Annotated in this window: 23 protein-coding genes; 7 read left to right on the forward strand and 16 right to left on the reverse strand. The window is 71.6% G+C overall.

Annotated elements, in window-relative coordinates:
• Positions 1 to 108: 108 nt before the first annotated feature.
• The 10 genes from pdeM to ACTIF1_RS24405 all read right to left on the reverse strand — a co-directional run bounded on the left by pdeM (position 109) and on the right by ACTIF1_RS24405 (position 10,444).
• Positions 109 to 822, reverse strand: coding sequence for a ligase-associated DNA damage response endonuclease PdeM (pdeM, locus tag ACTIF1_RS24360; RefSeq protein ID WP_439599053.1), 714 nt, complete (start codon positions 820 to 822; stop codon positions 109 to 111).
• On the reverse strand, positions 819 to 3,374 hold the full coding sequence (locus tag ACTIF1_RS24365; RefSeq protein WP_439599054.1) for a ligase-associated DNA damage response DEXH box helicase: 2,556 nt from the start codon (positions 3,372 to 3,374) through the stop codon (positions 819 to 821). The genes pdeM and ACTIF1_RS24365 overlap by 4 nt, the downstream gene beginning before the upstream one ends.
• 44 nt (positions 3,375 to 3,418) lie before the next feature.
• The gene (locus tag ACTIF1_RS24370; protein WP_439599055.1) at positions 3,419 to 3,916 is read right to left on the reverse strand and encodes an AAA family ATPase; all 498 of its coding nucleotides are present in this window, start codon (positions 3,914 to 3,916) and stop codon (positions 3,419 to 3,421) included.
• A complete protein-coding gene (locus ACTIF1_RS24375; protein ID WP_439599056.1) occupies positions 3,913 to 4,455 on the reverse strand; it encodes an MOSC domain-containing protein in 543 nt (180 codons plus the stop codon). Before ACTIF1_RS24375 ends, ACTIF1_RS24370 begins: the two co-directional genes overlap by 4 nt.
• 28 nt (positions 4,456 to 4,483) lie before the next feature.
• Positions 4,484 to 4,951, reverse strand: coding sequence for a DUF2214 domain-containing protein (locus ACTIF1_RS24380; protein WP_439599057.1), 468 nt, complete (start codon positions 4,949 to 4,951; stop codon positions 4,484 to 4,486).
• Between the two features lie 6 nt (positions 4,952 to 4,957).
• Positions 4,958 to 5,344 (reverse strand): DUF6152 family protein, encoded by a 387-nt coding sequence (locus ACTIF1_RS24385; RefSeq protein ID WP_439599058.1) that lies wholly within the window; start codon positions 5,342 to 5,344, stop codon positions 4,958 to 4,960.
• A 77-nt stretch (positions 5,345 to 5,421) separates the two neighbouring features.
• On the reverse strand, positions 5,422 to 5,664 hold the full coding sequence (locus ACTIF1_RS24390; RefSeq protein ID WP_439599059.1) for an acyl carrier protein: 243 nt from the start codon (positions 5,662 to 5,664) through the stop codon (positions 5,422 to 5,424).
• Positions 5,664 to 7,316: an AMP-binding protein gene (locus ACTIF1_RS24395; RefSeq protein ID WP_439599060.1), complete on the reverse strand. Its 1,653-nt coding sequence runs from the start codon at positions 7,314 to 7,316 to the stop codon at positions 5,664 to 5,666. Before ACTIF1_RS24395 ends, ACTIF1_RS24390 begins: the two co-directional genes overlap by 1 nt.
• A complete protein-coding gene (locus tag ACTIF1_RS24400; RefSeq protein WP_439599061.1) occupies positions 7,316 to 8,446 on the reverse strand; it encodes a hypothetical protein in 1,131 nt (376 codons plus the stop codon). The genes ACTIF1_RS24395 and ACTIF1_RS24400 overlap by 1 nt, the downstream gene beginning before the upstream one ends.
• A 63-nt stretch (positions 8,447 to 8,509) precedes the next feature.
• Positions 8,510 to 10,444 carry a methyltransferase gene (locus ACTIF1_RS24405; RefSeq protein ID WP_439599062.1) on the reverse strand — a complete coding sequence of 645 codons (1,935 nt, stop codon included), beginning with the start codon at positions 10,442 to 10,444 and terminating at the stop codon, positions 8,510 to 8,512.
• Between the two features lie 181 nt (positions 10,445 to 10,625).
• Between ACTIF1_RS24405 and ACTIF1_RS24410 the strand changes: the two genes are divergently transcribed.
• Genes ACTIF1_RS24410 through ACTIF1_RS24420 form a run of 3 tightly spaced genes read left to right on the forward strand, consistent with a single transcriptional unit; the run spans position 10,626 to position 14,129 of the window.
• Positions 10,626 to 11,687, forward strand: a complete 1,062-nt coding sequence (locus ACTIF1_RS24410) for a ligase-associated DNA damage response exonuclease (protein WP_439599063.1) — start codon at positions 10,626 to 10,628, stop codon at positions 11,685 to 11,687.
• Positions 11,684 to 13,291, forward strand: coding sequence for a cisplatin damage response ATP-dependent DNA ligase (locus ACTIF1_RS24415; RefSeq protein ID WP_439599064.1), 1,608 nt, complete (start codon positions 11,684 to 11,686; stop codon positions 13,289 to 13,291). The genes ACTIF1_RS24410 and ACTIF1_RS24415 overlap by 4 nt, the downstream gene beginning before the upstream one ends.
• Positions 13,292 to 13,346: 55 nt before the next feature.
• Entirely contained in the window at positions 13,347 to 14,129 is a 783-nt protein-coding gene (locus tag ACTIF1_RS24420; RefSeq protein WP_439599065.1) for an HpcH/HpaI aldolase family protein, read from the forward strand.
• Between the two features lie 2 nt (positions 14,130 to 14,131).
• On the opposite strand, the gene glsA is transcribed toward ACTIF1_RS24420, so the two are convergent.
• Complete coding sequence (gene glsA, locus ACTIF1_RS24425; protein ID WP_439599066.1) at positions 14,132 to 15,112, reverse strand: glutaminase A; 981 nt, start codon at positions 15,110 to 15,112, stop codon at positions 14,132 to 14,134.
• A gap of 231 nt (positions 15,113 to 15,343) precedes the next feature.
• On the opposite strand from glsA, the gene ACTIF1_RS24430 reads away from it, so the two are divergent.
• From ACTIF1_RS24430 to bfr, 3 genes are all read left to right on the forward strand, one after another.
• Positions 15,344 to 16,393, forward strand: a complete 1,050-nt coding sequence (locus ACTIF1_RS24430) for a Fe(3+) ABC transporter substrate-binding protein (protein WP_439599067.1) — start codon at positions 15,344 to 15,346, stop codon at positions 16,391 to 16,393.
• 139 nt (positions 16,394 to 16,532) lie between these two features.
• Entirely contained in the window at positions 16,533 to 16,697 is a 165-nt protein-coding gene (locus ACTIF1_RS24435; RefSeq protein WP_439599068.1) for a (2Fe-2S)-binding protein, read from the forward strand.
• 53 nt (positions 16,698 to 16,750) lie between these two features.
• The gene (bfr, locus tag ACTIF1_RS24440) at positions 16,751 to 17,233 is read left to right on the forward strand and encodes a bacterioferritin (protein ID WP_343215249.1); all 483 of its coding nucleotides are present in this window, start codon (positions 16,751 to 16,753) and stop codon (positions 17,231 to 17,233) included.
• A 298-nt stretch (positions 17,234 to 17,531) separates the two neighbouring features.
• Here the strand turns inward: bfr and ACTIF1_RS24445 are convergent, their stop codons facing one another.
• From ACTIF1_RS24445 to ACTIF1_RS24465, 5 genes are all read right to left on the reverse strand, one after another.
• Positions 17,532 to 17,771 carry a hypothetical protein gene (locus tag ACTIF1_RS24445; protein WP_439599069.1) on the reverse strand — a complete coding sequence of 80 codons (240 nt, stop codon included), beginning with the start codon at positions 17,769 to 17,771 and terminating at the stop codon, positions 17,532 to 17,534.
• Entirely contained in the window at positions 17,768 to 19,441 is a 1,674-nt protein-coding gene (locus ACTIF1_RS24450; RefSeq protein ID WP_439599070.1) for an ABC transporter permease, read from the reverse strand. The genes ACTIF1_RS24445 and ACTIF1_RS24450 overlap by 4 nt, the downstream gene beginning before the upstream one ends.
• An 8-nt stretch (positions 19,442 to 19,449) precedes the next feature.
• Entirely contained in the window at positions 19,450 to 20,088 is a 639-nt protein-coding gene (locus ACTIF1_RS24455; protein ID WP_439599071.1) for a flavin reductase family protein, read from the reverse strand.
• A gap of 79 nt (positions 20,089 to 20,167) precedes the next feature.
• On the reverse strand, positions 20,168 to 20,524 hold the full coding sequence (locus tag ACTIF1_RS24460) for a hypothetical protein (RefSeq protein WP_439599072.1): 357 nt from the start codon (positions 20,522 to 20,524) through the stop codon (positions 20,168 to 20,170).
• Between the two features lie 128 nt (positions 20,525 to 20,652).
• On the reverse strand, positions 20,653 to 21,630 hold the full coding sequence (locus tag ACTIF1_RS24465) for a 2-hydroxyacid dehydrogenase (protein WP_439599073.1): 978 nt from the start codon (positions 21,628 to 21,630) through the stop codon (positions 20,653 to 20,655).
• Positions 21,631 to 21,765: 135 nt separating this feature from the next.
• Between ACTIF1_RS24465 and ACTIF1_RS24470 the strand changes: the two genes are divergently transcribed.
• Complete coding sequence (locus ACTIF1_RS24470) at positions 21,766 to 22,557, forward strand: SDR family oxidoreductase (protein WP_439599074.1); 792 nt, start codon at positions 21,766 to 21,768, stop codon at positions 22,555 to 22,557.

A 22,557-nucleotide genomic window follows, 5' to 3' on the forward strand; every position in this document is an offset into this window, starting at 1 on the left:
CGGGCCAAAATCAAACGAGCAGGATGGCACGACGCCTTCCTGCTCAGCCTCATACGACAAATGCGATAGCCCTACCCATAAGAGGGGGAGAGGGCTTTTGCGCTGGGGTCAGGCCTCCAGTTCCGGCTCCCGCACCGCGCCGCGCAGCGGGCCGGTCGGAAAACTGTAGAGCCGCTCCGGCCCCAGCAGGAAGGCGCGGCCGCCGCGTGGGAACAGCGTCGCGATGGCGGGGTCGCGCACCTCCAGCCCGCCGGTATAGGCGCCGAAGGCCGGCAGCAGCAGGCGGCGGCCGTCCGTCAGGAAGCAGGGCCGCGTCACCGCGCCGCTGCGCACCGGCATGGTGGCCTTCGGGTGGTAGTGGCCCGAAAGCTCGCCCGGCGGCACGTTGCGGCCGGGCGCCGCGATATGGCGGAAGACGAAGGGCCCGCGCCGGAATTCCTCCACGGCGATGCCGGGCAGGCCCACCGGCGGCTCCGGGTCATGGTTGCCGAGCACCCAGACCACCTCCGCCAGCGTGCCCAGCATCCGCTGCAGCGCCGCGCAGTCCGAAGGGTGCAGCCGCGCGCAGCCGTGCCGGTCATGAAAGCTGTCGCCCAGCAGGACCAGCCTTTCGGGCCGCCAGCGGCGCAGCGCCAGCGCCAGGCGCTCCAGCGTCTCCCGCGTGTCGTAGGGCGGCACGAAGCTGCCGCGTGCCGCAAAACTGCTGCCCTTCTCCAGATGCAGGTCGGAGACGACGAGCAGCTTTTCGGCGGGCCAGATGGCGAAGCCGGCGGGGTCCAGCATCAGGCGCTGGCCGGCGATATGCAGGGGGGCAGCGGTCATCGCGGCGCGCCCAGGTTCTTGGGCGCATTGCGGATGAAGCGGGCGTTGCGGCGTTTCGGGTCGCGCGGCCGGCGGGCGCGGTCGCGATCCCCGCGCGGCGGGATGGATTCGGTCACATTGGCCAGGATCTCGTTGAACAGGTCGGCGCCATCCGTTGCCTCCGCGACGAGGTCCGCGGCCTCCGCCAGCAGCGCATCCTGCGCCCCGCCCGCCACCCATTCGCGGCCTTCCTCGATCAGCGCCGGCACCGAAAGCGGCGAGGCGCGGTCCAGCACCATGTGGCGGATGCCGCCCGCCCGCGCGCGCGCCAGCAGCAGCGAGATGCGCGCCACATCGGTCAGCCCGGCCGCGGCCTCCCGCCGCGTGGCGCGCAGCAGGATGTGGTCGGGCTCGTGCCGGCGCAGCACGTCGTAGATCAGGTCTGCATTCATGGTCATCGCGCGGCCCGACTTCTCCTGGCCCGGGTGGTTCTTCTCGATCAGCCCCGCAATGGTGGCGATGTTCCGGAAGGTGCGGCGGAGCATGCTGCTTTCGGCCATCCAGGCTTCCAGCTCCTCGCCCAATATGTCCTCCTCGAACAGCCGCTCGATGCCATGGGGTTCGAAGGCGGACCAGCAGGCCAGGACGTAATCCGTGGCGAGATAGCCGAGCGGCGCCATGCCGAGGCGCTCCATGCGCTTGGTCACCAGCATGCCAAGCGTCTGGTGCGCCAGCCGCCCCTCGAAGCAATAGGCGACCAGGAACCAGCGATCCCCCCGCGGAAAGGTCTCCACCAGCAGCCCGTCGCGCGGCGGCATGATGGAGCTGTGCTGTTGCAGCCGCAGCCATTCGCGCACCGACTCCGGCAGCGCCGACCAGGACTTCGGATCATGCAGGATGCCGCGCACGCGGGCCGCCAGATGGGTGGTCAGCGGCATGCGGCTGCCGGCATAGGCGGGCACGCGCGGCTCGCCCTCGCCGCCGCGCGTCACCACGCAGGCCAGCGCGTCCAGCCCCTCGAAGCGCAACAACTGGCCCGCGAAGATGAAGCAGTCGCCGGCGGTCAGGGTGGAGACGAACCACTCCTCCACCTCGCCCAGCACCGGCCCGCCGCGCAGCCGCACTTTGACCAACGGCGTCTCGACGATGGTGCCGAGGTTCATCCGCAGCTGGCGCGCGGCAGCGGGGCCGCGAATGTGGATCATGCCTTCCGCGTCACGGAACAATCGCCGAAAACGGTCGTAGGATTGCAGGGCGTAGCCGCCATCCTCGACGAAGCGCAGCGCGTCATCGAAATCCTTTCGCGTCAGGGCGGCGTAGGGGGAGGCGCGCAGGATCTCCGCAAAGAGGTCGTCCGGGTGGAAGGGGCCGGCGACGGCGCAGGCCAGAATGTGCTGGCACAGCACGTCGAGGCCACCCTCGCGCGGCGGGTCGCCGTCCAGCTCCTCCGCCGAGATGGCCTGGCGCGCCGCGACGCATTCGATGACCTCGAAGCGATTCGCGGGCACCAGCACCGCCTGGCTCGCCTCATCCATCCGGTGATTCGCCCGGCCGATGCGCTGCAGCAGTCGCGAAACACCCTTGGGCGCGCCCACCTGCACCACCTGATCCACCGCGCCCCAGTCGATGCCGAGGTCGAGCGAGGCCGTCGCCACCACCGCGCGCAGCCGCCCCTCCGCCATCGCGGCTTCCACCTTGCGGCGCTGCTCCACGGTGAGGGAGCCGTGATGCAGGCCAATGGGCAGATTGTCGTCGTTCAGCCGCCACAGCGCCTGGAAACACAGCTCGGATTGCGCGCGCGTATTGACGAAGACGATGGTGACGCCGGCGCCGCGGATGCGGCGGTACACCTCCGGCATCGAGGCCAGGCCCATATGCCCGCCCCAGGGCAGGCGCCCCTCCGGCAGCAGGATATCGAGGCTCGGCGCCGCTCCGGGCGCGCCCTGCACCAGCGCCACATCGGTGGCGATCCCGGTGGGGGAGAGGAAGGCGCGCAGCGGCGTGGGATGCGCGACGGTGGCGGAGAGGCCGATGCGGCGCGCGCCGGGCGCCAGCGTGGCCAGCCGCGCCAGGCCGAGCGCCAACTGGTCGCCGCGCTTGCTGCCGGCGAGCGCATGGATCTCGTCCACCACGATGGCGTGCAATCCGGCAAACATCTCGACCGCATCCGGCAGGGTCAGCAGCAGCGCCAGGCTTTCGGGCGTGGTCAGCAGGAAGTTGGGCGGGTCCGTGCGCTGGCGGGCGCGGCGATTGGCAGGGGTGTCGCCGGTGCGGGTCTCGATGCGGATCGGCAGGCCCATGGCCTCGACCGGGGCGGTGAGGTTGCGCGCGATATCGACGGCCAGCGCCTTGAGCGGCGAGATGTACAGGGTGTGCAGGCCCGCCCGCGGGTTCTCGTGCAGGTCGACCAGGGAGGGCAGGAAGCCGGCCAGCGTCTTGCCGCCCCCGGTCGGCGCCACCAGCAGTGCGCTGGCGCCCCCCTGCACGGCGCCGAGCAGCGCCAGCTGATGCGGCCGCGGCGCCCAGCCACGATCGGCGAACCAGGCGCGAAAAAGTTCCGGCAATGTTCCCATTCATCGGGGAATATGCTGGCGCGGCGGCGAAAGGGGAAGGGGTCTCAGCCCAGCGCCTTCAGCAGTTCCGCCAGCGACGCCTCCAGGCTGCGCCCGGCGGTGTCGATGCGCAGCGGCGGGCGGTCCCAGCCCTCGTAGGTGCGGCCCTGCACCGCCTCCCAGCTGGGCGGCACCAGGCCGGGGATGTCGATAGGGCGGGTCTCGACCCGGCGGCGGTGCTCGGCGGGGTCGGAGCAGACGACCTCCACCTCCACGATCCGTGCCCCGGCCCGCCGCGCCGCCTGGCGCCAGGCGGCGCGGGTGATGCCCAGGGGGTTCACGCTATCCGCCACCACGGTCAGGCCGAGCGCCAGATTGGCCTCCGCCAGCGCATAGCCCGCCAGGTAGCCGGCCGGCCCGACCTCCGCGATGCCGGCCTCGCGCAGCGCCTGCTCGATATGGTCGATGCGGATCCAGGCGGCGCCGAGCGCCCGCGCCAGGGCACGGGAGAGGGTGGATTTGCCGGTGCCCGGCAGGCCGGCGAAGGCGAGGAGGCGGTTCACACCCGCTCCAGCGCCAGATGCGGCTCCGCCGGCAGTTCCACCCGCACCGCATCCCCCGCCGTCAGCTCCCCGCCCTCGATCACCACCGCCATGATCCCGGCCCGCAGCAGCAGCGTCCCGTCCGGTGCGCGTTCCAGCGTCGCCTTCATCAGCCCCTTCTGGAAACTGTCGAGCTGGTGGCAGGGGTTGCGCAGGCCGGTCACCTCGACCACCGCCGACTCCCCCAGATGCAGGCGGGTGCCGCGTGGCAGGGCGAAGAGGTCCACCCCCTCCGTCGTCACATTCTCCCCCAGCGCGCCGGGGGCGACGCCAAAGCCCTGCTCGCGCAGCGAGGCCAGGCGCTCGGCTGGAATCAGGTGCAGCTGGCGCAGGTTCGGCTGGTTCGGGTTCGCCTTCACCCGCGACCGGTGCTTCACCAGCACCCCGCAATGCGCATCGCCCTGCACGCCGAGGCCCGCCAGCAGGGTGATGCGGTCCTGTACCGGCTTCGAGAAATCATGCCCGGCCGAAGCCGCCACCGCCACCACTCGACCCTGCATCCCGAAAGACTCCGCCTGACGGCGGCGGTTATTGCAGGAAACCGATCCAGCGTCCCGCCAGCAGCACGCCGAGCCAGGCGCTGAGCGACACCGCCGCCGCCAGCCGCAGCCGCCCCGCCACCACCCCGCCGGCCAGCGCCGCGCGCCAGGGCCGCCCCGCATGCAGCAGCGCCAGATTGGCGAGCGCCACCGCCAGCAGCCCCAGCTTCGCCAGGAAGGCAGGGTTTTCGAGATAGGTCGCCGGCCGCGTGCTGAACAGCGCGAGTCCGGTCAGCGCCGCCAGCCCCAGCCCCACCGCCGCCACCCGCACCAGCGGCGGCGCCAGCACCGGCAGCGGCGCAGCCCGGAAAGCGCCCAGCAGACGCAGGTCCAGCGTGGCGATGGCGCCGACCAGCAGGCCGAGCCCCAGCACATGCGCCGCATTCACCAGCAGATAGAGCGTGACGGAACCACGCAGCGCCACCGCGGGGGCGGAGGCGGCGATCAGGTCCAGCACGCGCCGTCAGCCGCCCTGGATGCGCTCCGGATAGAAGTCGAAGCGCCGGTTGCCGGCGGTCACCCGCACCGCCTTCAGGCGCCGTTCCGAACTGTCGCGGGACCGGTTGCCCAGCGCCACGATCTCCTGCCCCGGCCGCAGCGAGGTCTCGGTGAAGCCGGCGCGGGCGGTCTGGTTCGGGTTGCCGAGCTCCACGGTCCAGATCTGGCCATTGGCCTCCACGCGCAGCGTGGGATGCGGCGGGCCGACATAGATCTCGCGCACCGTGCCGGTCAGCGTGCCCTGCTCCCCCTCGGCCCAGGACCAGCCGTGATGGGCGAGCGCCGAGCCTGTCCCCGCCAGCGTGCCAAGCAGGCCGAGCGCACCGCGCCGGCCGATTTTCGTGAATTCCATGTCATCCTCCATCCCTGACCTGCCCGCAGGTTGGATCGCCGGGCCGGTCTGTCGAGCCCGGGTCGATGACAAGACGGTCAGCCCGGCCGGTGAAGATTCACCAGCGCTACCAGATCCCCGAAGGTCGGGCATTCCGCCAGCATTTCGGCATCCACCGGGGCGCCGGTCGCCGCCTCGATCTCCACGCTGATCAGCGTATGGTTCAGGCTGTCCCAGCCCGGGACATCGGCCGCCTCCATCTCCGGCGCCAGGGCGATCTCGCGGTCGCCGATCACCTCCCGCGCAATGGCTTGCAGATCGGCCAGGGTGAAGGCGGGCATCAGCGGGACTCCGGGTTGCGGAAATGGTCCAGGTAGCGGGCGCGGTTGGCCGCGCGGCTGATCTTGCCGCTGGTGCTCTTCACCAGCCAGCGCTCGGCGACGATCCGAACATCCTGCGGCTTCACCAGAAAGGTCTCCGCCACGGTGCGGCTGATGGCGGCGCGGCAGGCGGTCTCGGCCACGCCGCTGGCCGGATCATGCTCCGCCACGATCACCAGCGCTTCGCTGCCGGTCTGCTCGCTGTCCAGGCCGAAGGCCACTGCGCGGCCGGGGCGCAGGCCGGCGATGCCGCCGAGCGCCGCCTCCACATCGCCGGCGAACAGGTTCTTGCCATTGACGATGATGATTTCCTTCAGGCGGCCGAAGACGAAGACCTGGTCACCCAGCACCGCGCCGAGGTCGCCGGTGCGGAACCAGCCCTCCAGCGGCGCCGACCAGGACCCGCGATAGCCGCCGAAGAGGAAGGGCGCGCGGAGTGCGATTTCGCCGTAATGCCCCGCCGGCAGCACCCGGTCACCGTCGAACACCGCCAGTTCCACCCCCGGCAGCGGATGGCCGGAGGACATCACCAGCCGCGTGCCGGCGGGCGCCTGCTGCGCCAGCCATTCCGCCGGCACCGCCTCGCCCGGCGCCAGGTTCCGCGCCACGGCCAGGCCGATGCGCTCGGCGGGCCGGCCCTGGCTGACCGCGAAGACCGTCTCCGCCATGGCGTAGCAGCCGACCACCGAACCCGGCCGCACGCCCCATTCGGCAAAGGCCTCCTCGAAGCCGCGCGCATCGGCCAGGCGGCAGGGTTCGGAACAGTCGATCCACAGCCGCAGGCTTTCCAGCCGCGCCGGCTTCAGCGCGCGCTTCAGCCGCACGAAATGGCGGAAGGCGAAGTTGGGCATCCAGGCGATGTCGCAGCCATCCGCCTCGATCATCGCGAAGAAGCGCCCCGGCGCCGCGATCCATTCGAAAGGGTCGAGCAGGGAGACGCTATCGCCGCCGAGCAGCGGCAGCAGGAAGCCCGCCACCAGCCCCATGTCGTGATAGAGCGGCAGCCAGGTGGCGACGGAAAGCCGCGCCACTCCCAGCTCCGCCCGCAGCCCCGGCCAATAGGCGGCGCATTGCGCGGCCAGCATCCGCCCGCTGATCTCGACCGCCTTCTTGATGCCCGTGGTGCCGGAGGAATGCTGGACGAAGAGCGGTGCATCCTCCGCCAGCCTTGCCCGAAGCACGCCGAGGGCGGCGATGGAGGGGCCGGTGGCGGTGGCCGGCGCCAGCCGAACCTTGCCGGCCAGGCCGGGATCGATGGCGCCCACCGTCTCCGCCGTCGCGGGGTCCAGGACGCAGATGGCCGCGGGCGCGATGGCCGCCAGCGCCGCGCGCTGCTGTTCGAAGAAATGCCGCGGGTCCTGCAGCGACGAGGCGGGCGGGAAGAAGGCGCCGAGCCGGCCGGCGGCGGCGATGCCGAGGAACAGCGCCATTTCCTCCACCCCGGTGGCGCCGATCACCAGCACCAGCGCGCCGGGCGGGGTCTCCGCCGCCACCCATTCGGCGCGGGCGGTGACGCGCTGCCAGAAGTCGCGGCCCGTCACCGCCTCGCAGCTGCCCTGCCGCCAGTGGCGCAGCACCACGCGGTCGAGCAGATCGGCGGGCAGCAGGTCCATCAGGCGGCGGCCCCGGCCGCGGCTGCCTCCTGCGCGACGGCGCGGCGCCGCAGCAGCCGCCATTGCAGCAGGGCGCGCAGCAGGAAGCCGAGATAGGCGTTCTCGAAGATCAGGCCGGCCCGGCTGTCGGCGTAGAGGTCGTCGTGCCAGACGTAGTCGGCGGAGGGATAAGGGCAGGTGACGTAGCGCGTGGTCGCATCCACCTCGACCATCCCGGGCTCCCGCCGCCGCGCCGTCTGGTTGCTGATCAGGATGCGGTTGCCCTTGCGGCCGGTGAAGCGGGCCAGCGCCGCATCCAGCCGCGGCAGGAAGTCGAGCGGCTCCTCCGGATATTCCACCGGACAGGTGGCCAGGACGAAGACCGCATCCGGCCGCCGGCAGGCGCTCCGGAAAAGGGCCGCCTTCTCCTGCATGGTCCGGCGCAGCGCCGCGGCATCGTCGCGCAGCCAATAGGTGCTGCGATTGTGGTTCCAATGCGCCGTGCGGTCGCGCCGCATCATCATCTCATGCCCGCGCCGGGTGGCGACCACGCGGGTCGCCTCCGGCGCGCAATAGCTGGCGAAGTCATCCTCCAGCGCCGCGATCACCCCGGGAATGGTGTGGCCGGCCAGGGCGAAGGGGTTGAAGAGCGTGGCGAAATCCGCCTCCCGCCGCAGCCCCCAGCGGCCGGGCAGGTGCCAGGCCAGGCAGTTCAGCCCGAGGGAGATCAGGGATGCGCCGCCCTCGAATTCCGCCGCCAGGCGCAGGCGCTGGCGCTGGCGACGTGTGGCGCCGCGCCAGGCCAGCATCAGCTCCGGCGCCCCGCGCGCCGCCGGCGCCAGGCTGGCCAGCGCCGGGCCGATGGCGGAGGCGGGCAGGCAGCAGCGCTCCGCATGGCGCAGCAGGGCGGCGAGCTGGGCCGGCTGGGCACGCCCTATGAAATCGGCATCGAGCTGCGCCAGGCCCTCCCGCGTCTCCGCCTGCAGCGCGGCGTAATCCTGCAGGTCGAAGACGTAGCCCAGCAGCAGGTGGACCACCTCCGGGTCGCGGCGGTCGCCCTCCTGCCGCAGCAGGGCGACGGCCTCCGGCAGGTCGCCAGACTTGCGCAGCGCCATGGCGGCGCGCAGCGGCGTGGTGCGTGCGGTGGTCATGCCGTCCTCGGTTCCATCCAAGGCCCCGGCCGCGGCACCCCGGCGTCCAGGGGCGGGCTGGGTTCAGGCACCGGCATCATCGGCCGTGCCGGGCTTGCCGGCGCCGCCCGCCTGGCCCGCGCGCTGCAGGACCAGCCCGCGGCCGGCCAGGTCCTGCAGCACCGTCTCGCCCAGCCGGGTCCATTCGCGGCGATTGCCGGCCCATTGCTCCTGCATGTCCTCCCGCAGCTTGGCGCTGCTCAGGCCGGGATTGGCGCGCAGATGCAGCTGGCGCCAGATGCTCTGGCCCAGGGTGCGGGAGAGTTCGGGCAGGTCCTCGATCACCAGTTCAGGCCGGGCCTGGGCCGCGGCGGGGCGGGGCGGGGCGGGTGCGGCGCCGGGATGCGTTCCAGCAGGCGCGGCGGGGGGCTCGGCCGGGGTGGCGGCGAAGTTCGGCACGGCGAGGCCGATGGCGATATGCGCGCGCAGCGCCTCCGCCTGCTCCGGCCGGGCCAGCTGGGCGACCACGAACAGGTCCCGCCCGCTCTCGCTGCCGTCCTTCGGGTTCCAGTGGCCGGCATAGGTGATGTCGAAGCCCAGCTTCTCCAGCAGCGGCCGCACCAGGCCATAGCTCTGGAATTCGAAGCGGGCGCAGGTCTGGCCCTGGAAGGCGAAGTAGTGGCGGATATCGGCCAGCAGCCGGGCGAAGCCGGCTTCCGTCGTCGCATCAGCCAGCTGCAGCACCAGCCAGCCGCCGGGCCGCAGCAGCAGGGCGGCGTTCAGCCAATAGGCGAGCTGGTATTGCAGGTCGACATGCACCATGGCGTCGATGCTGAAGACCGCGTCGATCTCCCGCGCCAGGCCCTCGCGCTCGAACAGCGTCAGCATGCCGTCCGGATGCACCGGGTCGATCGGCTGGAAGCCGAGGCGCCCGGCCGCCACCGCCTCCGGCAGCCTGGCCGCGGCCGCCTTCATCAGCCGCTCGCTGACATCGAAGACGGTCAGCTGCAGGGCCGGATTGGCGCCCAGCACTTCGGCTGTGAAGCGGGCATCGCCGGTGCCGATCTCGATCGCCCGGCGCCAGCCGCTGAGTCCCGCCATGTCGAGAAGCCGCCGGCGCACCGCCGCCGCATCCGGCCGGTCCCCCCGCCCGGCCAGGGCGCGGGAGGCTTCGCGGGTCCAGTAGTCGGCATAGGAATCGGGGCGGCCGGAGGGGCGGGGCGGCGTCGCGGCGGGGTCGGCGCGCAACGCGTCCCGGAAAGCCTCGGCGCGGGCCGGATCGACCAGGCGGGCGCTGAGATAGAGGTCGCGCGGCGGCCGGCCGGGATGGTTGGACCAGGGCTCCAGCAGCTCGATCTCGAAGCCCAGCCGCGTCAGGATGGCGCGCACGATATCGGTCGAGAGGTATTCGAACTTCGGGCAGATGCGGCCCTGCATCCGGTAGAACTTGCGGATATCGCGCAGGATCTTCTGGAAGCCGCCGCCGGTATTGGGATCGGCCAGCGTCATCAGCACGCGCCCGCCGGGCTTCAGCAGCAGCGCCGCGTTCATCCAATAGGTGGTCAGGTAGGTGAGATCGACATGCACCATGGCATCGATGCTGAAGACGGCATCCAGCCGCCGCGCCTGCCCGGCCCCCTGCAGCAGGGTGAACATCCCGTCGGGATGGGCCGCATCGATCTCATGCAGCGAAAGCCGGCCGGCCTGGATGTCGTCCGCCAGGCGCGCCGCGGTGGCATCGAGGAAGTTGCGGGAGACGTCGAAGCCCCAGACCCTGGCCGAGGCGCCCGCGCGCAGCACGCGTTCTGTGTACTTCCCGCTGCCGCCGCCGATCTCCACCGCCGCCTGCCAGGACTGCACGCCGGCGGGGACGAAGAGCTTGTCGAAGATGCGCTGCCAGCTCGCCTCATTGCCCCATTCCTGGCCGGGCCAGGACAGGCGCTGGTCCTCCTTCTGCAGGCGCGGAAAGGCCTCGGCGACATAGACGTCCCAGAGCTGGCCGTAGGTCTGCTTCTGCATTGCGCCCCGCTTTGTTCCGGCTCCCGCCGCTTGCAATCCAGGGTAACAGGGGGGTCCGGGGGAGGGAAGCCAATGCTGCGGCGCGGTGTGGCGCGGCCTTCCGCCTTTCGTGTTGGCCGCATCCGGGCGGCGCGGCCGCCGGCCCCTTGTCTGCCCGCCGGGCCGGGCGATCTAGGACCGCATGCCTCACCCCGAGACCTGGATGCGCGTGACCCCGCAGGGCCTGTACTGCGTGCCCGGCGACTTCTTCATCGATCCGGCCCGCGCCGTGCCCCGCGCCGTCATCACCCATGGCCATTCCGACCATGCGCGGCCCGACCACGGCCATGTGCTGGCCAGCGCCGAGACGCTGGCAGTGATGCGGACCCGCATGGGTGCGGAGCGCGCCGGCGCCGTGCAGCAGGCGGTGGGGATGGGGGAGGTCGTCACCCATGACGGCGTGCAGATCCGCCTGGTGCCGGCAGGCCATGTGCTGGGGTCCTGCCAGGTGGTGCTGGACTGGCAGGGCAGCCGCATCGTGGTTTCCGGCGACTACAAGCGCCGCCGCGACCCGACCTGCGCGCCTTTCGAGCCTGTGCCCTGCGATGTCTTCGTCACGGAGGCCACCTTCGGCCTGCCGGTCTTCCGGCATCCGGATGCCGGGGCGGAGATCGGCCGCCTGCTGGAAAGCCTGCGCCTGTTTCCGGAGCGCACGCATCTGGTCGGCGCCTATGCGCTGGGCAAGGCGCAGCGTGTGATCGCCCTGCTGCGGGAGGCGGGGTGGGACCGGCCCATTTTCCTCCATGGCGCGCTGCTGGGGCTCTGCGGGTTGTACGAGAGCCTGGGCGTGAAGCTCGGGCCGCTGGAGCCGGTGCCCATGCCCGGCAAGCGGGGCGGCGGCGGGCTGCTGGCGGGGGAGGTGGTGCTGGCGCCGCCCTCGGCCGAGGCCACCGCCTGGGTGCGGCGGCTGGCGGAGCCGGTGATCTGCGCCGCCTCCGGCTGGATGCGGGTGCGCCAGCGCGCCAAGGCCAAGGGCGTGGAGCTACCGCTGATCATCTCCGACCACGCCGATTGGGACGAGTTGCTGGAGACGGTGGCGGAGGTGCAGGCGCCGGAGGTCTGGGTGACGCATGGCCGCGACGATGCGCTGGTGCATGCCCTGGGCCTGCGCGGCATCCGCGGCCGCGCCCTGCACCTGCTCGGCCGCGGCGAGGAGGAGGAGGACCAGGCGCCGGCCGAGGCGGCGGCGGAGCAACCCGCATGAGTCTGCCGGCTTTTGCGAGCCTTCTGGAACGCCTCGCCTTCACCCCCGGCCGCCTGGCCAAGCTCGCTTTGCTGCGGCAGTGGTTCGAGACCCAGCCGGACCCGGATCGCGGCATCGGCCTGGCCGCGCTGACCGGGGAGCTGGTCTTTCGCGCCGCCAAGCCGGGGATGGTGCGGGAGCTGGTGGCGGCGCGCACCGACCCCGTGCTCTTCGGCCTGTCCTACGACTATGTCGGCGACCTGGCCGAGACCGTCGCCCTGATCTGGCCCGCACGCCCCGGCGTGAACGCCCCGCCGCCGGGCCTGGCGGAGGTGGTGGAGGCGATCGAGACCACGCCCAAATCCTCGCTGCCCGATCTGCTGGCCGGCTGGCTGGATGCGCTGGATGCCAATGGGCGGCTGGCGCTGATCAAGCTGGTCACCGGCGGGCTGCGCGTCGGCGTCTCCGCGCGGCTCGCCAAGACGGCGCTGGCCGAATGGGCCGGGGAGGATGTGGCGGAGGTGGAGGAGGTCTGGCATGGGCTGACCCCGCCCTATCTCGACCTGTTTGCCTGGCTGACGGAGCAGGGGCCGCGGCCCTCCTCCGAGGATCGGCCGGTGTTCCGCCCGCTGATGCTGGCGCATCCGCTGGAGGAACCCGATTTTCCGTCGATCGGGCCGGAGACGCATCGCGCCGAATGGAAGTGGGACGGCATCCGCGTGCAGCTCTCGGCCACGCCCGGCGGCCGCGCGCTGTGGTCGCGCGGCGCGGAGGAGATCTCGGGCGGCTTTCCGGAAATCGTCGCGGCGATGGATTTCCACGCGGTGCTGGACGGCGAGTTACTGGTGATGCGGGACGGAGAGGTCGCACCCTTCGCCGACCTCCAGCAGCGGCTGAACCGCAAGGTGGTCTCGCCCAAGATGCAGGCGACGCATCCAGTGGGCGTGCGGCTCTACGATATCCTGTTCGACGGCGCCGAGGATCTGCGCGCGCTGCCCTTCGATGCCCGCCGCGCAAGGCTGGAGGCCTGGTTCGCCCGCACCCGCCCGGCGCGCATGGATCTGTCCGAGCTGATCCCCTTCGCCAGCATGGCGGAGCTGGAGGCGGTCCGCGCCGGCGCCCGCGCGGCCGCGATCGAGGGGCTGATGCTGAAGCGCGCGGACAGCGACTACGCCGCCGGCCGCCAGAAGGGCAAATGGTGGAAGTGGAAGCGCGCGCCGCTCGGCGTGGATGCGGTGCTGATGTATGCCCAGCGCGGCCACGGCAAGCGCAGCAGCTTCTATTCCGACTTCACCTTCGGCCTCTGGCGCCCGGACGGGCAGGGGGGGCAGGAGCTGGTGCCGGTGGGCAAGGCCTATTCCGGCTATACCGACCAGGAGTTGCTCTGGATCGACCGCTGGATCCGCAACAACACCACCGCCCGCTTCGGCCCGGTGCGGGAGGTGGAGAAGTCGCTCGTCATCGAGGTGATCTTCGACGCCGCCCAGCGCAGCGGCCGCCACAAATCCGGCGTCGCCCTGCGCTTCCCCCGCATCGCCCGGCTGCGCACCGACAAGCCGGCGGAGGAGGCGGACCAGCTGGCGACGCTGGAGGCGATGATCGTGGGGGAGGAGGCGGCGGATTGACCCCGGCCGGCGCCGCGTGATGGCCTGCCGCGCAAGCCGGGAAGGAAGCCACGCCATGCCGATCGTCCAGAACCATGTCCGCCGCAGGCTTGCCGAAGGCAGGCTCGCGCTCGGCTTCGGCGTGCACCATCTGCGCGGCAGCGCAACCGGGCTGATCGCCCAGGCCAGCGGCTTCGACTGGCTGTTCATCGACATGGAACACGGCGCGATGAGCGTGGACGATGCCAGCCGCATCGCCGTCGCCGCGCTCGGCCAGGGCATCACGCCCATCGTGCGCATCTGCAAGGACGCGCTGCATGAGGGCACGCGCTGCCTCGACAATGGCGCGATGGGCGTGGTGGTGCCGCATGTGGATACGGCGGCGGAGGCCGAGGCCGTGGTGCGCGCCTATCGCTTCCCGCCGCTCGGCGCGCGCAGCTGGGGCGGGCCGCCCTTCGCCTATGGCCTCGGCCCGGTCGAGGCCGCCGCGGCGCAGGCCGAGCTGAATGCCGAGATCCTGGTCGCGGTGATGATCGAGACGCCGGAGGCGGTGACGAATGCCGAGGCCATTGCCGCGGTGCCGGGCGTGGACGTGCTGATGTTCGGCACCAGCGACCTGACGGCGACCATGGGCATCCCCGGCCAGATCGGCCACCCCGATGTGCGCGCCGCCTATGCCCGGGTGGGCGCCGCCTGCGCCGCGCAGGGCAAGGTGATGGGGATGGGCGGCGTCTATGACGAGACGGTGGCGCCGGACTATATCGCCCTCGGCGCCCGCTTCATCCTGGGCGGCAGCGACCACGCCTTCCTCATGGCCGGCGCCGCGCAGCGTGCGCGCTTCCTGCGCGGGCTTGGCTGACCTCAACCGGGTGGCAGGGCGCGGAGCAGCCGGGACCCGACATTGGTCGCATCGAAGGCATGCAGGCCCAGCTCCTCGGACAGGGCCTCGCAGGCCAGCAGCCCGCGCAGCGGATTGCCGTTCTCGTCCAGGCGCGGGGAGAAGACCCCGAGGCCGAGCTGGCGATTGACCACCGCCACCACCCCGCCGCCGACACCGCTTTTCGCCGGCAGGCCGACGCGGCAGGCCCAGTCGCCGGCGCCGTCGTAGAAGCCGCAGGTGAACATGACGGAGAGCGTGTCCCGCACCGCCTCCAGCCCGAAGACCTCCTGCCGGGTCAGCGGGTTGCTGCCGATCGCGGCCAGCGTCGCGCCCATCACGGCCAGGTCCCGCGCGGTGACGCGCAGGGCGCATTGGCGGAAATAGAGGTCGACCACCTGGGCCGGATCGGATTGGAAGACGCCGGCGGCGCGCAGCAGATAGGCGATGGCGCGGTTGCGGTCGCCGGTCTCGGCTTCGGAGCGGTAGACCGTCTCGTCCAGCGCCAGCTCCGCCCCGGCGGCGGCGGAGAGGCGGGCCTGCAGCGCCGCGAAGGCGCCTTCGCCCAGCGCCTCCTGCAGCAGCCCGGCGACGGCGATGGCGCCCGCATTCACCATGGGGTTGAAGGGGCGCCGGGTGCGCGGGTCCAGCTCGATGGCATTGAAGGGATCGCCCACCGGCTGCACCCCGACCACGGCCCGCACCGCATCCCGGCCTAGCAGGTCCAGCGCCAGGGCATAGGCGAAGGGCTTCGAGACGGATTGGATGGTGAAGGGGTGGCGGGACTCCCCGGCCTCGACCAGCCCGCCCTCGCAGGTCGCCACGGCCAGGCCGAACAGGTCCGGCGGCATGGCCGCCAGGGCCGGGATATAGGTCGCCACGCTGCCCTCCCGCCGGGTGGCGTAGCGGGAATGGGTCGCGAGGACGGCCTTGCCCAGGGGGCTGGCCGCATCTGTGCTGATCATCGGCGAGGCTCTCTTTCCGCTGTGGGCGAGGTGGAGCCGTGCGCGTTTCCCGTTCCAGGATAGACCGGCATGGTGGGCGCGCCTACCGCCGGGCCCGGTCGCCAAGCCCGGTCGCCACGCCCTGGCGCGCGCCGCCTGGCCTCGCCCCGAGCGCGACGCGGTAGTGCTTGCGAACGCTTCGCAATTGCGGTATCCCCCGACCACGCCACGACGGACAAAGAGAACCAAGCAATGCGCCGCCGCCATCTGCTCTCGCTGCTCGCCCCCCTCGGCCTTGCCCTGGCCGCCCCCGCCGCGCTGTCGCCGGCCGCCCGGGCCCAGGGGCAGGAGATCAATATCTATTCCTCCCGCCACTACGATACCGACCGGGAGCTGTACGATACCTTCACGCGCGAGACGGGCATCCGCATCCGGCTGATCGAGGGCGATGCCGACCAGCTGATCCAGCGCATCCGCACCGAGGGCGCGAACAGCCCCGCCGATGTGCTGATCACCGTGGACGCCGCCCGCCTTGCCCGCGCCAAGGAGGCCGGCATCCTGCGGCCGGTGCAGAGCGAGGTCCTGACCAGCCGCATCCCGGCCAGCCTGCGTGACCCCGATGGCACCTGGTTCGGCGTCTCCAAGCGTGCCCGGGTCATCATGTATGACCGCCAGGCCGGTCGGCCGGAGGGGCTGAACCGCTTCGAGGACCTGGCCGATGCGCGCTTCCGCGGCCAGATCTGCGTCCGCTCCGCCTCCCACCCCTACAATACCTCGCTCACCGGCTCGGTGCTGGCGGCCAATGGGCCGGAGGCGACGGAGGCCTGGGCGCGAGGGCTCGCCAACAACATGGCGCGCGCGCCGCAGGGCGGCGACCGCGACCAGTTCCGCGCCATCCCCTCCGGCCAGTGCAAGCTGGCCATCGCCAATACCTACTACCTGGGCGCCATGATGACCTCCCAGCGCGCCGAGGACCGGGAGATCGCCGAGCGCATCGGCGTGATCTTCCCGAACCAGGGCGCGGGGGATCGCGGCGCGCATGTGAATATCTCCGGCGCCGGGGTGGTCCGCACCGCCCCCAATGCCGCCGGCGCGCAGCGCTTCATCGAATACCTGACCAGCCCGCGGGCGCAGGAGATCTTCGCCGTGGGCAACATGGAATACCCGGTGGTCTCGGATGCCCCGGTGCATCCGGTGCTGGCCGCCTTCGGCAGCTTCCGCGAGGACCAGCTGAATGCCGGCACCTATGGCGCCAATGCGGCCGAGGCGCTGCGCATCATGCAGCGCGCCGGCTGGCGCTGAGTTCTGCGACGCGGGGTTGTGCGGCGCCCGCCGCTGCACGTCCCGCCTCGGCTGAAGGGGTGGGTCACGCCCATCCGGTGAGAATCGTTCGCGTTTCAAAACCCCTGGTGCAAAAAGGGCCGTTCGGATGTATGTCTGCATGTGCAATGCGCTGACGGACAAGCAGATCGCCGCCGTCGTGGCGGCAGGCGCCGACCGTCCGCATGATGTCTATGCGGCCTGCGGCTGCCGCGCCCAATGCGGCGGCTGCACGGGGACCATCCTGACGATGGTCCGCGCGGGGTGCGGCGCCGGCGGCAAGTAGCCGCCCCGCGCGCGCGTCCCGGCCGGGCCACCGGTGCGAGAGAGGGATGGGACGTGCGCGACGCCAAGGTCATCGAATACCTGAACATGCAGCTCACCAATGAGCTGACCGCGATCAACCAGTATTTCCTGCATTCCCGGACGCTGCGGCACTGGGGCGTGACCAAGCTGGCACGCAAGGAATACGAAGAGTCGATCGAGGAGATGAAGCACGCCGATTGGCTGATCGAGCGCATCCTCTTCCTCGGCGGCCTGCCCAATGTGCAGCGGCTGAACCAGGTGCTGGTCGGCCAGAATGTGCAGGAAATCCTCGAATGCGACCTGAAGCTCGAGGAGAAGGCGCTGGTCGACCTGCGCGACGGCATCGCGCATTGCGAATCGGTGCGGGATTATGTCTCCCGCGACCTGATGCTGAAGATCCTGGCGAATGAGGAGGAGCACGAGGACTTCCTCGACCGCCAGTTCGACCTGATCCGCCAGATCGGCATCGAGCGCTACATCCTGCTGAACAGCGACGCGGCGCCCGACCAGGAATAAGGGGCGCTACGCCAAGACGCTGCTGCCGCCGAACACCACCTGGCGGCGCAGCGCCGGCGCGCTGGCGGCATCCAGCGCGGCGCGCTGGTCCTCCGTCAGCCGCAGATCGGTCGCGGTGATCGGCGAGCTCGCTGGTTAGCGGCTCCGCGAGGCGTCCGAGTTGCGGGAGGAAGCAGGCCGAGGCGCTGGCCGGGCATGCGATGGCGGTGATCCAGGGCATGTCCGCCCTGGCCAAGGATGGCGCCGACCGGCGCAAGCAGTTGCGCATCGTGGAGTCAGCCAAGGCCGGCTGGCCAAATCAACCGCCCAGCGCCCGCGCGATCGCCGCGCCTTCCTCCGCCACACTGCCCTGGCCCGGGCTGCGGCCGGCGCGTCGGTACCAGTAGCCGGCATTGGCCGGATCGCCCTCCAGCCGATGCAGCCAGGCATGCACCCAGGCGGCATCTGCACCGGGATCGGCCTGCGCGATCTCATGCGCCGCCTGCCAATCCCCCGCCTGCGCCAGGCGGATCGCCTGCAGCAAGGCTTCGCTTGTCACCCCCGCCGCATCCCCCGCACCAGCGCCGCCACCGGCAGCAACCCGACCAGCACGATCAGCAGCGCGGCCGTCGAGGCCTCGGCCAGCCGCTCGTCGGAGGCCAGGTTGTGCACCCGCACCGCCAGCGTGTCGAAATCGAAGGGCCGCACGATCAGCGTCGCTGGCAGCTCCTTCATCGTATCGACGAAGACCAGCACGCCGGCCGTCATCAGCGCCCCGCGCGCCAGCGGCAGCTCCACCATCCGCACCGCCTGGCCCGGCGTCCGGCCGAGCACGCGGGCGGCGCCGAAGAGGCTCGGCCGGATCCGCGCCAGCCCGGATTCCACGGCGGACAGCGCCACGCCCAGGAATCGCACGAGATACGCAAAAACCAGCGCCGCGATGCTGCCCGAGAGCAGCAGCCCCGTGGAGATGCCGAACTGCGCCCGCATCCAGCCATCCAGCGCATTGTCGAACAGTGCAAAAGGCACCAGCGCCCCCACCGCGATGACCGAGCCCGGCAACGCATAGCCCAGCGCCGCCACCCGGTTGGCCGAGGCCCTGAGGCGGGAGGGGTGCAGCCGCTGCCCCCAGGCCAGCAGCGCCGCCAGCAGCACCGCGATGACGGCCGCGATGCCCGCAAGCGTCACGCTGTTCAGCGCATAGGGCAGGGTGCGGCGCGGATCCAAGGGGTCGCCCGCTTCCAGCATCAGGCCGAAGAGCGCGCCGGCGGGGATCAGGAAGCCGAGGCAGACGGGCAGGGCGCAGGTCAGGATGGCCGCCGCCTCCTTCCAACCCCGCAGCACCACCGGCCGCAGCGGTGGGCTGCGCGTGGTGGTGGGGTGGAAGCGCCGCCCGCCGCGGGAGGCCCGTTCCGCCAGCAGAAGCAGCGCCACCAGCCCCATCAGCGCGGTGGCGAGCTGCGCCGCGGCCGGCCGGTCGCCCAGGCCGAACCAGGCGTCGTAGATGCCGGTGGTGAAGGTGCGGACGGCGAAATGCTGCACCGTGCCGAAATCCGCCAGCGTCTCCATCAGCACCAGCGCCACCCCGCCGGCCAGGGCCGGGCGCGCCATCGGCAGTGCCACATGCAGGAAGGTGCGCGGCAGCCCGTGGCCCAAGGTGCGGCTCGCCTCCAGCAAACAGACGCTCTGCTGCAGGAAGGCGTTGCGGCACAGCAGATAGACGTAAGGATACAGCACCGCGGCCAGCATCAGCGCGGCGCCGGGCAGACTGCGAATCTCGAAAAACCAGTATTCGCCCCAGCGCAGCCCTGTCGCCTGCCGCAGCGCGCCCTGCACCGGCCCCGCCACATCCAGCAGCCAGACATAGGTATAGCCACAGACATAGGCGGGCATGGCGAGTGGCAGCAGCAGCGCGATCTCCAGCAGGCCGCGGCCGCGGAAGGCGCAGCTGGCCACCAGCCAGGCGGTCACCGCCCCCATGCTGGCGGCCATCGCCCCCACCAGCACGGCCAGCACCAGCGAATTGGCCAGCAGCTCCGGCAGCAGGGTCTGGAAGATATGCGCCTGGTCGTCGCCCAGCGGCGCCACGGCGGTGACAAGCACGGCGGCCAGCGGTGCCGCGATCAGCCCGGCCGCCAGCAGCGAGACCCAGGCCCAGGCTGGTGCGATGCGGCGGCTGCGGGGCGGCCCCGGCCGCTGCCGTTCCGCCGGAAAGCCGGCCAGGGACATCGGCGGCGTCAGCCCTTGCCCTGCTCGGCCAGCTGGGCCGCGCTGGCGCGTTTCACCTCCAGCCGGTCCTCCAGCCGGGTGTACCAGCCGGCGCCATGCATGCGGCCCACCAGGCCCAGAGCGGGGCTGTCGATATAGCAGCGCGCCGCATCCATCACCGCCTCGTCCCGCACATGCATGGCCCGCACCTGGCCCAGCACCAGGCTGTGGCTGGCGCCCAGCGTCACGGTCTGGAACAGGGTGCATTCCATGGCCACCGGGCTCACCGCCAGCCGCGGCGGCGCCACCTTGGTGGAGGGCAGGGTGGCGAGGCCGGCCTCCGCCAGCTCATCCACCCCGGCGGCGAAATCGGCGGCGGTGATGTTCATCTCGGGCAGCGCGGCCTCGGTCACCAGGCAGATGGTGAATTGGCCGGTGGCCAGGATATTGGCCATGGTGTCCTTCGGCACGCCGCTCGGCCGGTTGCCGATGCCGAGGCCGATGATGGGCGGGTCGGAGCCGAAGACATTGAAGAAGGAATAGGGCGCCGCATTCAGCACGCCGGCGGCATCCTGGGTCACCACCCAGGCGATCGGCCGCGGCACCACGGTGGCGGTCAGCAGCTTGTAGCGGCTGGCGGTCGGCAGCGCGTCGAGGTCGAACAGCATCCGCGGGGCTCCGGCTGGGTGCCGCCCTAGTGCCGCCCGGCGCTGCCCTTGTCGAGGGGCGGGGCAGGGCGGCGGGGGCTCAGCATTGCCGGCGCTTCGGCACCTGCATGGACCGCAGCTCCCCCTCCGCCACCAGCTCCGCCGATTCCGCCAGGGCCGCGGTCAGGGGCAGGCCGAGGGAATGGGCCACCCGGGCCAGGGCGGCACCGCAGGCCCGCAGCGTCTCCACCGAGACCGGCTCCCCGTCGCAGCCGAGATGCAGCGGCCGGTCCATCGGCTCCACCATGTCGAAGACGAAGGTCCGGCTGCCATCATCGTGGCGGGTCACCAAGGGGATTTCCTGCAGCAGGGCGCGCAGCAGGTCCTGGTCGGGCAGGGTTTCCAGCCGCCCTGCGCGGTCATGAACGAACAGCGTAATCCGTGCGACCTGGCTCATGTCTCTCCGCGGCCGATGTCACCCCGGCTGCGACGCGGCCCGGAAGGGGCCGCACCGCCGGTGGGCACAACTCCACCCTAACGAAACCACCACGGGTTGAATGTCAAGCCGAAATGGTTGTGTTTCGCTCAACCGACAGTATCGGGTGCAGCCATGCCGCGCAGCAGGACCGCATCCAGGTTCCCCAGGGCGCGCTGCCCCATGGCATCGCGCGTCTCGATGGTGGCGCTGCCGAGATGCGGCAGCAGGGCGACATTCTCCAGCCCCAGATAGCCCGGGAAGACCTTCGGCTCCCCGTCATAGACATCGAGCCCGGCGGCGCGGATCTGGCCGGAGCGCAGCGCCTCCACCAGCGCCGCATCGTCCACCGAGCCGCCCCGGCCGGTGTTGATGACCAGCGCGCCGGGGCGCATCCAGGACAGCCGTTCCGCATTCAGCCATTTGCGGGTCGCCTCGCCGCCCGGCATGTGCATCGACAGGATGTCGATGGCGGAGAGGAATGCGCGGTCCTCGCCATGGAAGGTGGCGCCCTGCTCCAGCTCGGGCGGCGCGCGCCGCAGGTCGCGGTAGTGGATTTCCATCTTGAAGCCGCGCGCCATGGCGGCCAGTTCCCGCCCGATGCGGCCGAAGCCGGCGATGCCGAGGCGCTTGCCCTCCAGCGTCACGCCCATCAGCTGGGTCGGCGCCCAGCCTTCCCATTGGCCGGCACGGACCATGCGCTCACCTTCCCCGGCGCGGCGGGCGGCCATCAGCATCAGGGTGAAGGCGGTCTCGGCGGTGGCGAAGGACAGCACCTCGGGCGTATTCGCCACCGTGATGCCGCGGGCCTTGGCGGCGGCCACGTCGATATGGTCGGTGCCGACGGAGAAGGTGGCGATGATCTTCACGCTGTCGGGCAGGGCAGCGATGGTGGCGGCGCCCATCGGGTCGCCGGCCGCACAGAGGATGCCGGCGGCCTGGGCCTCGGTGGCGCGGCGGGCGATCTCGGCGCCGTCGCGGAACCAGGGGTCATCGGTGCTGTTCAGCCGCGCATCGTAGTCGCGGGCGGCGCGGGCCTCGATGGCCTCGGGCAGGCGGCGGGTCAGCAGCAGGATGGGCTTCGGCATGGCGCGTCACATCTCCCAGGGATTTCCACCCTGGTAGCAGAGGCGGGCCGGCTTGCCAGCCGGGGCGGCAGGTAGCAGGTTCCGGCCAAGCGCCGGGCAGCCGTTCCGGCCCAAGCCGACAAGGGAAAGACAACGATGGATCTGGGTCTCACGGGCAAGCGCGCCCTGGTGATGGGCGCCTCCAAGGGCCTCGGCCGCGCGATCGCGGACAGCCTGGCGGCCGAGGGCGCCGCCGTGGTGGTCAGCGGCCGCGACCAGGCGGCGCTGGACAAGGTGGCGGCGGAGCTGAAGGCCGCCGGCGCGCCGCAGGCCTTCGGCATCCCCGCCGATGTGGCCAGCGGCGCCGACATGGACCGGCTGGCGGATGAGGCCACGCGGCTGATGGGCGGTGTCGATATCCTGGTGCTGAACCATGGCGGCCCGCCGCCCTGCATCGCCTCCGAGATCACGGATGCTTCGCTGCACACCTGGTTCGAGCAGATGGTCGCCTCCCCCATCCGCATCTGCAACCGGCTGATGCCGGCGATGCGCAAGCAGGGCTGGGGCCGCGTCATCGTGGTGGGCAGCACCGGCATGCAGCACCCGATTCCGAACCTGGCGCTGTCCAATACGCTGCGCGCCGCGATCTGGGGCTGGCTGAAGACCTTCTCGGGCGAAGTGGCCGCGGACGGCGTGACCATGAACGTGCTCGCCCCGGGCAGCATCATGACCGGCCGCATCACGCAGAACGCCGAATCCCGCGCCGCCAAGGCCGGCACGACGCCGGAGCAGGAGATCGCGCAGATGGCCTCCGAAGTGCCGGCCAAGCGCATCGGCATGCCGGACGAATTCGGCCCGATGGGCGCCTTCCTGGCCAGCGAGCGCGGCGGCTATATCACCGGCAGCATGATCCGCGTGGATGGCGGCCGCGTCCGCAGCATGCTGTAA

Source organism: Falsiroseomonas sp. (assembly GCF_051860665.1).
Classification (GTDB): domain Bacteria; phylum Pseudomonadota; class Alphaproteobacteria; order Acetobacterales; family Acetobacteraceae; genus Falsiroseomonas.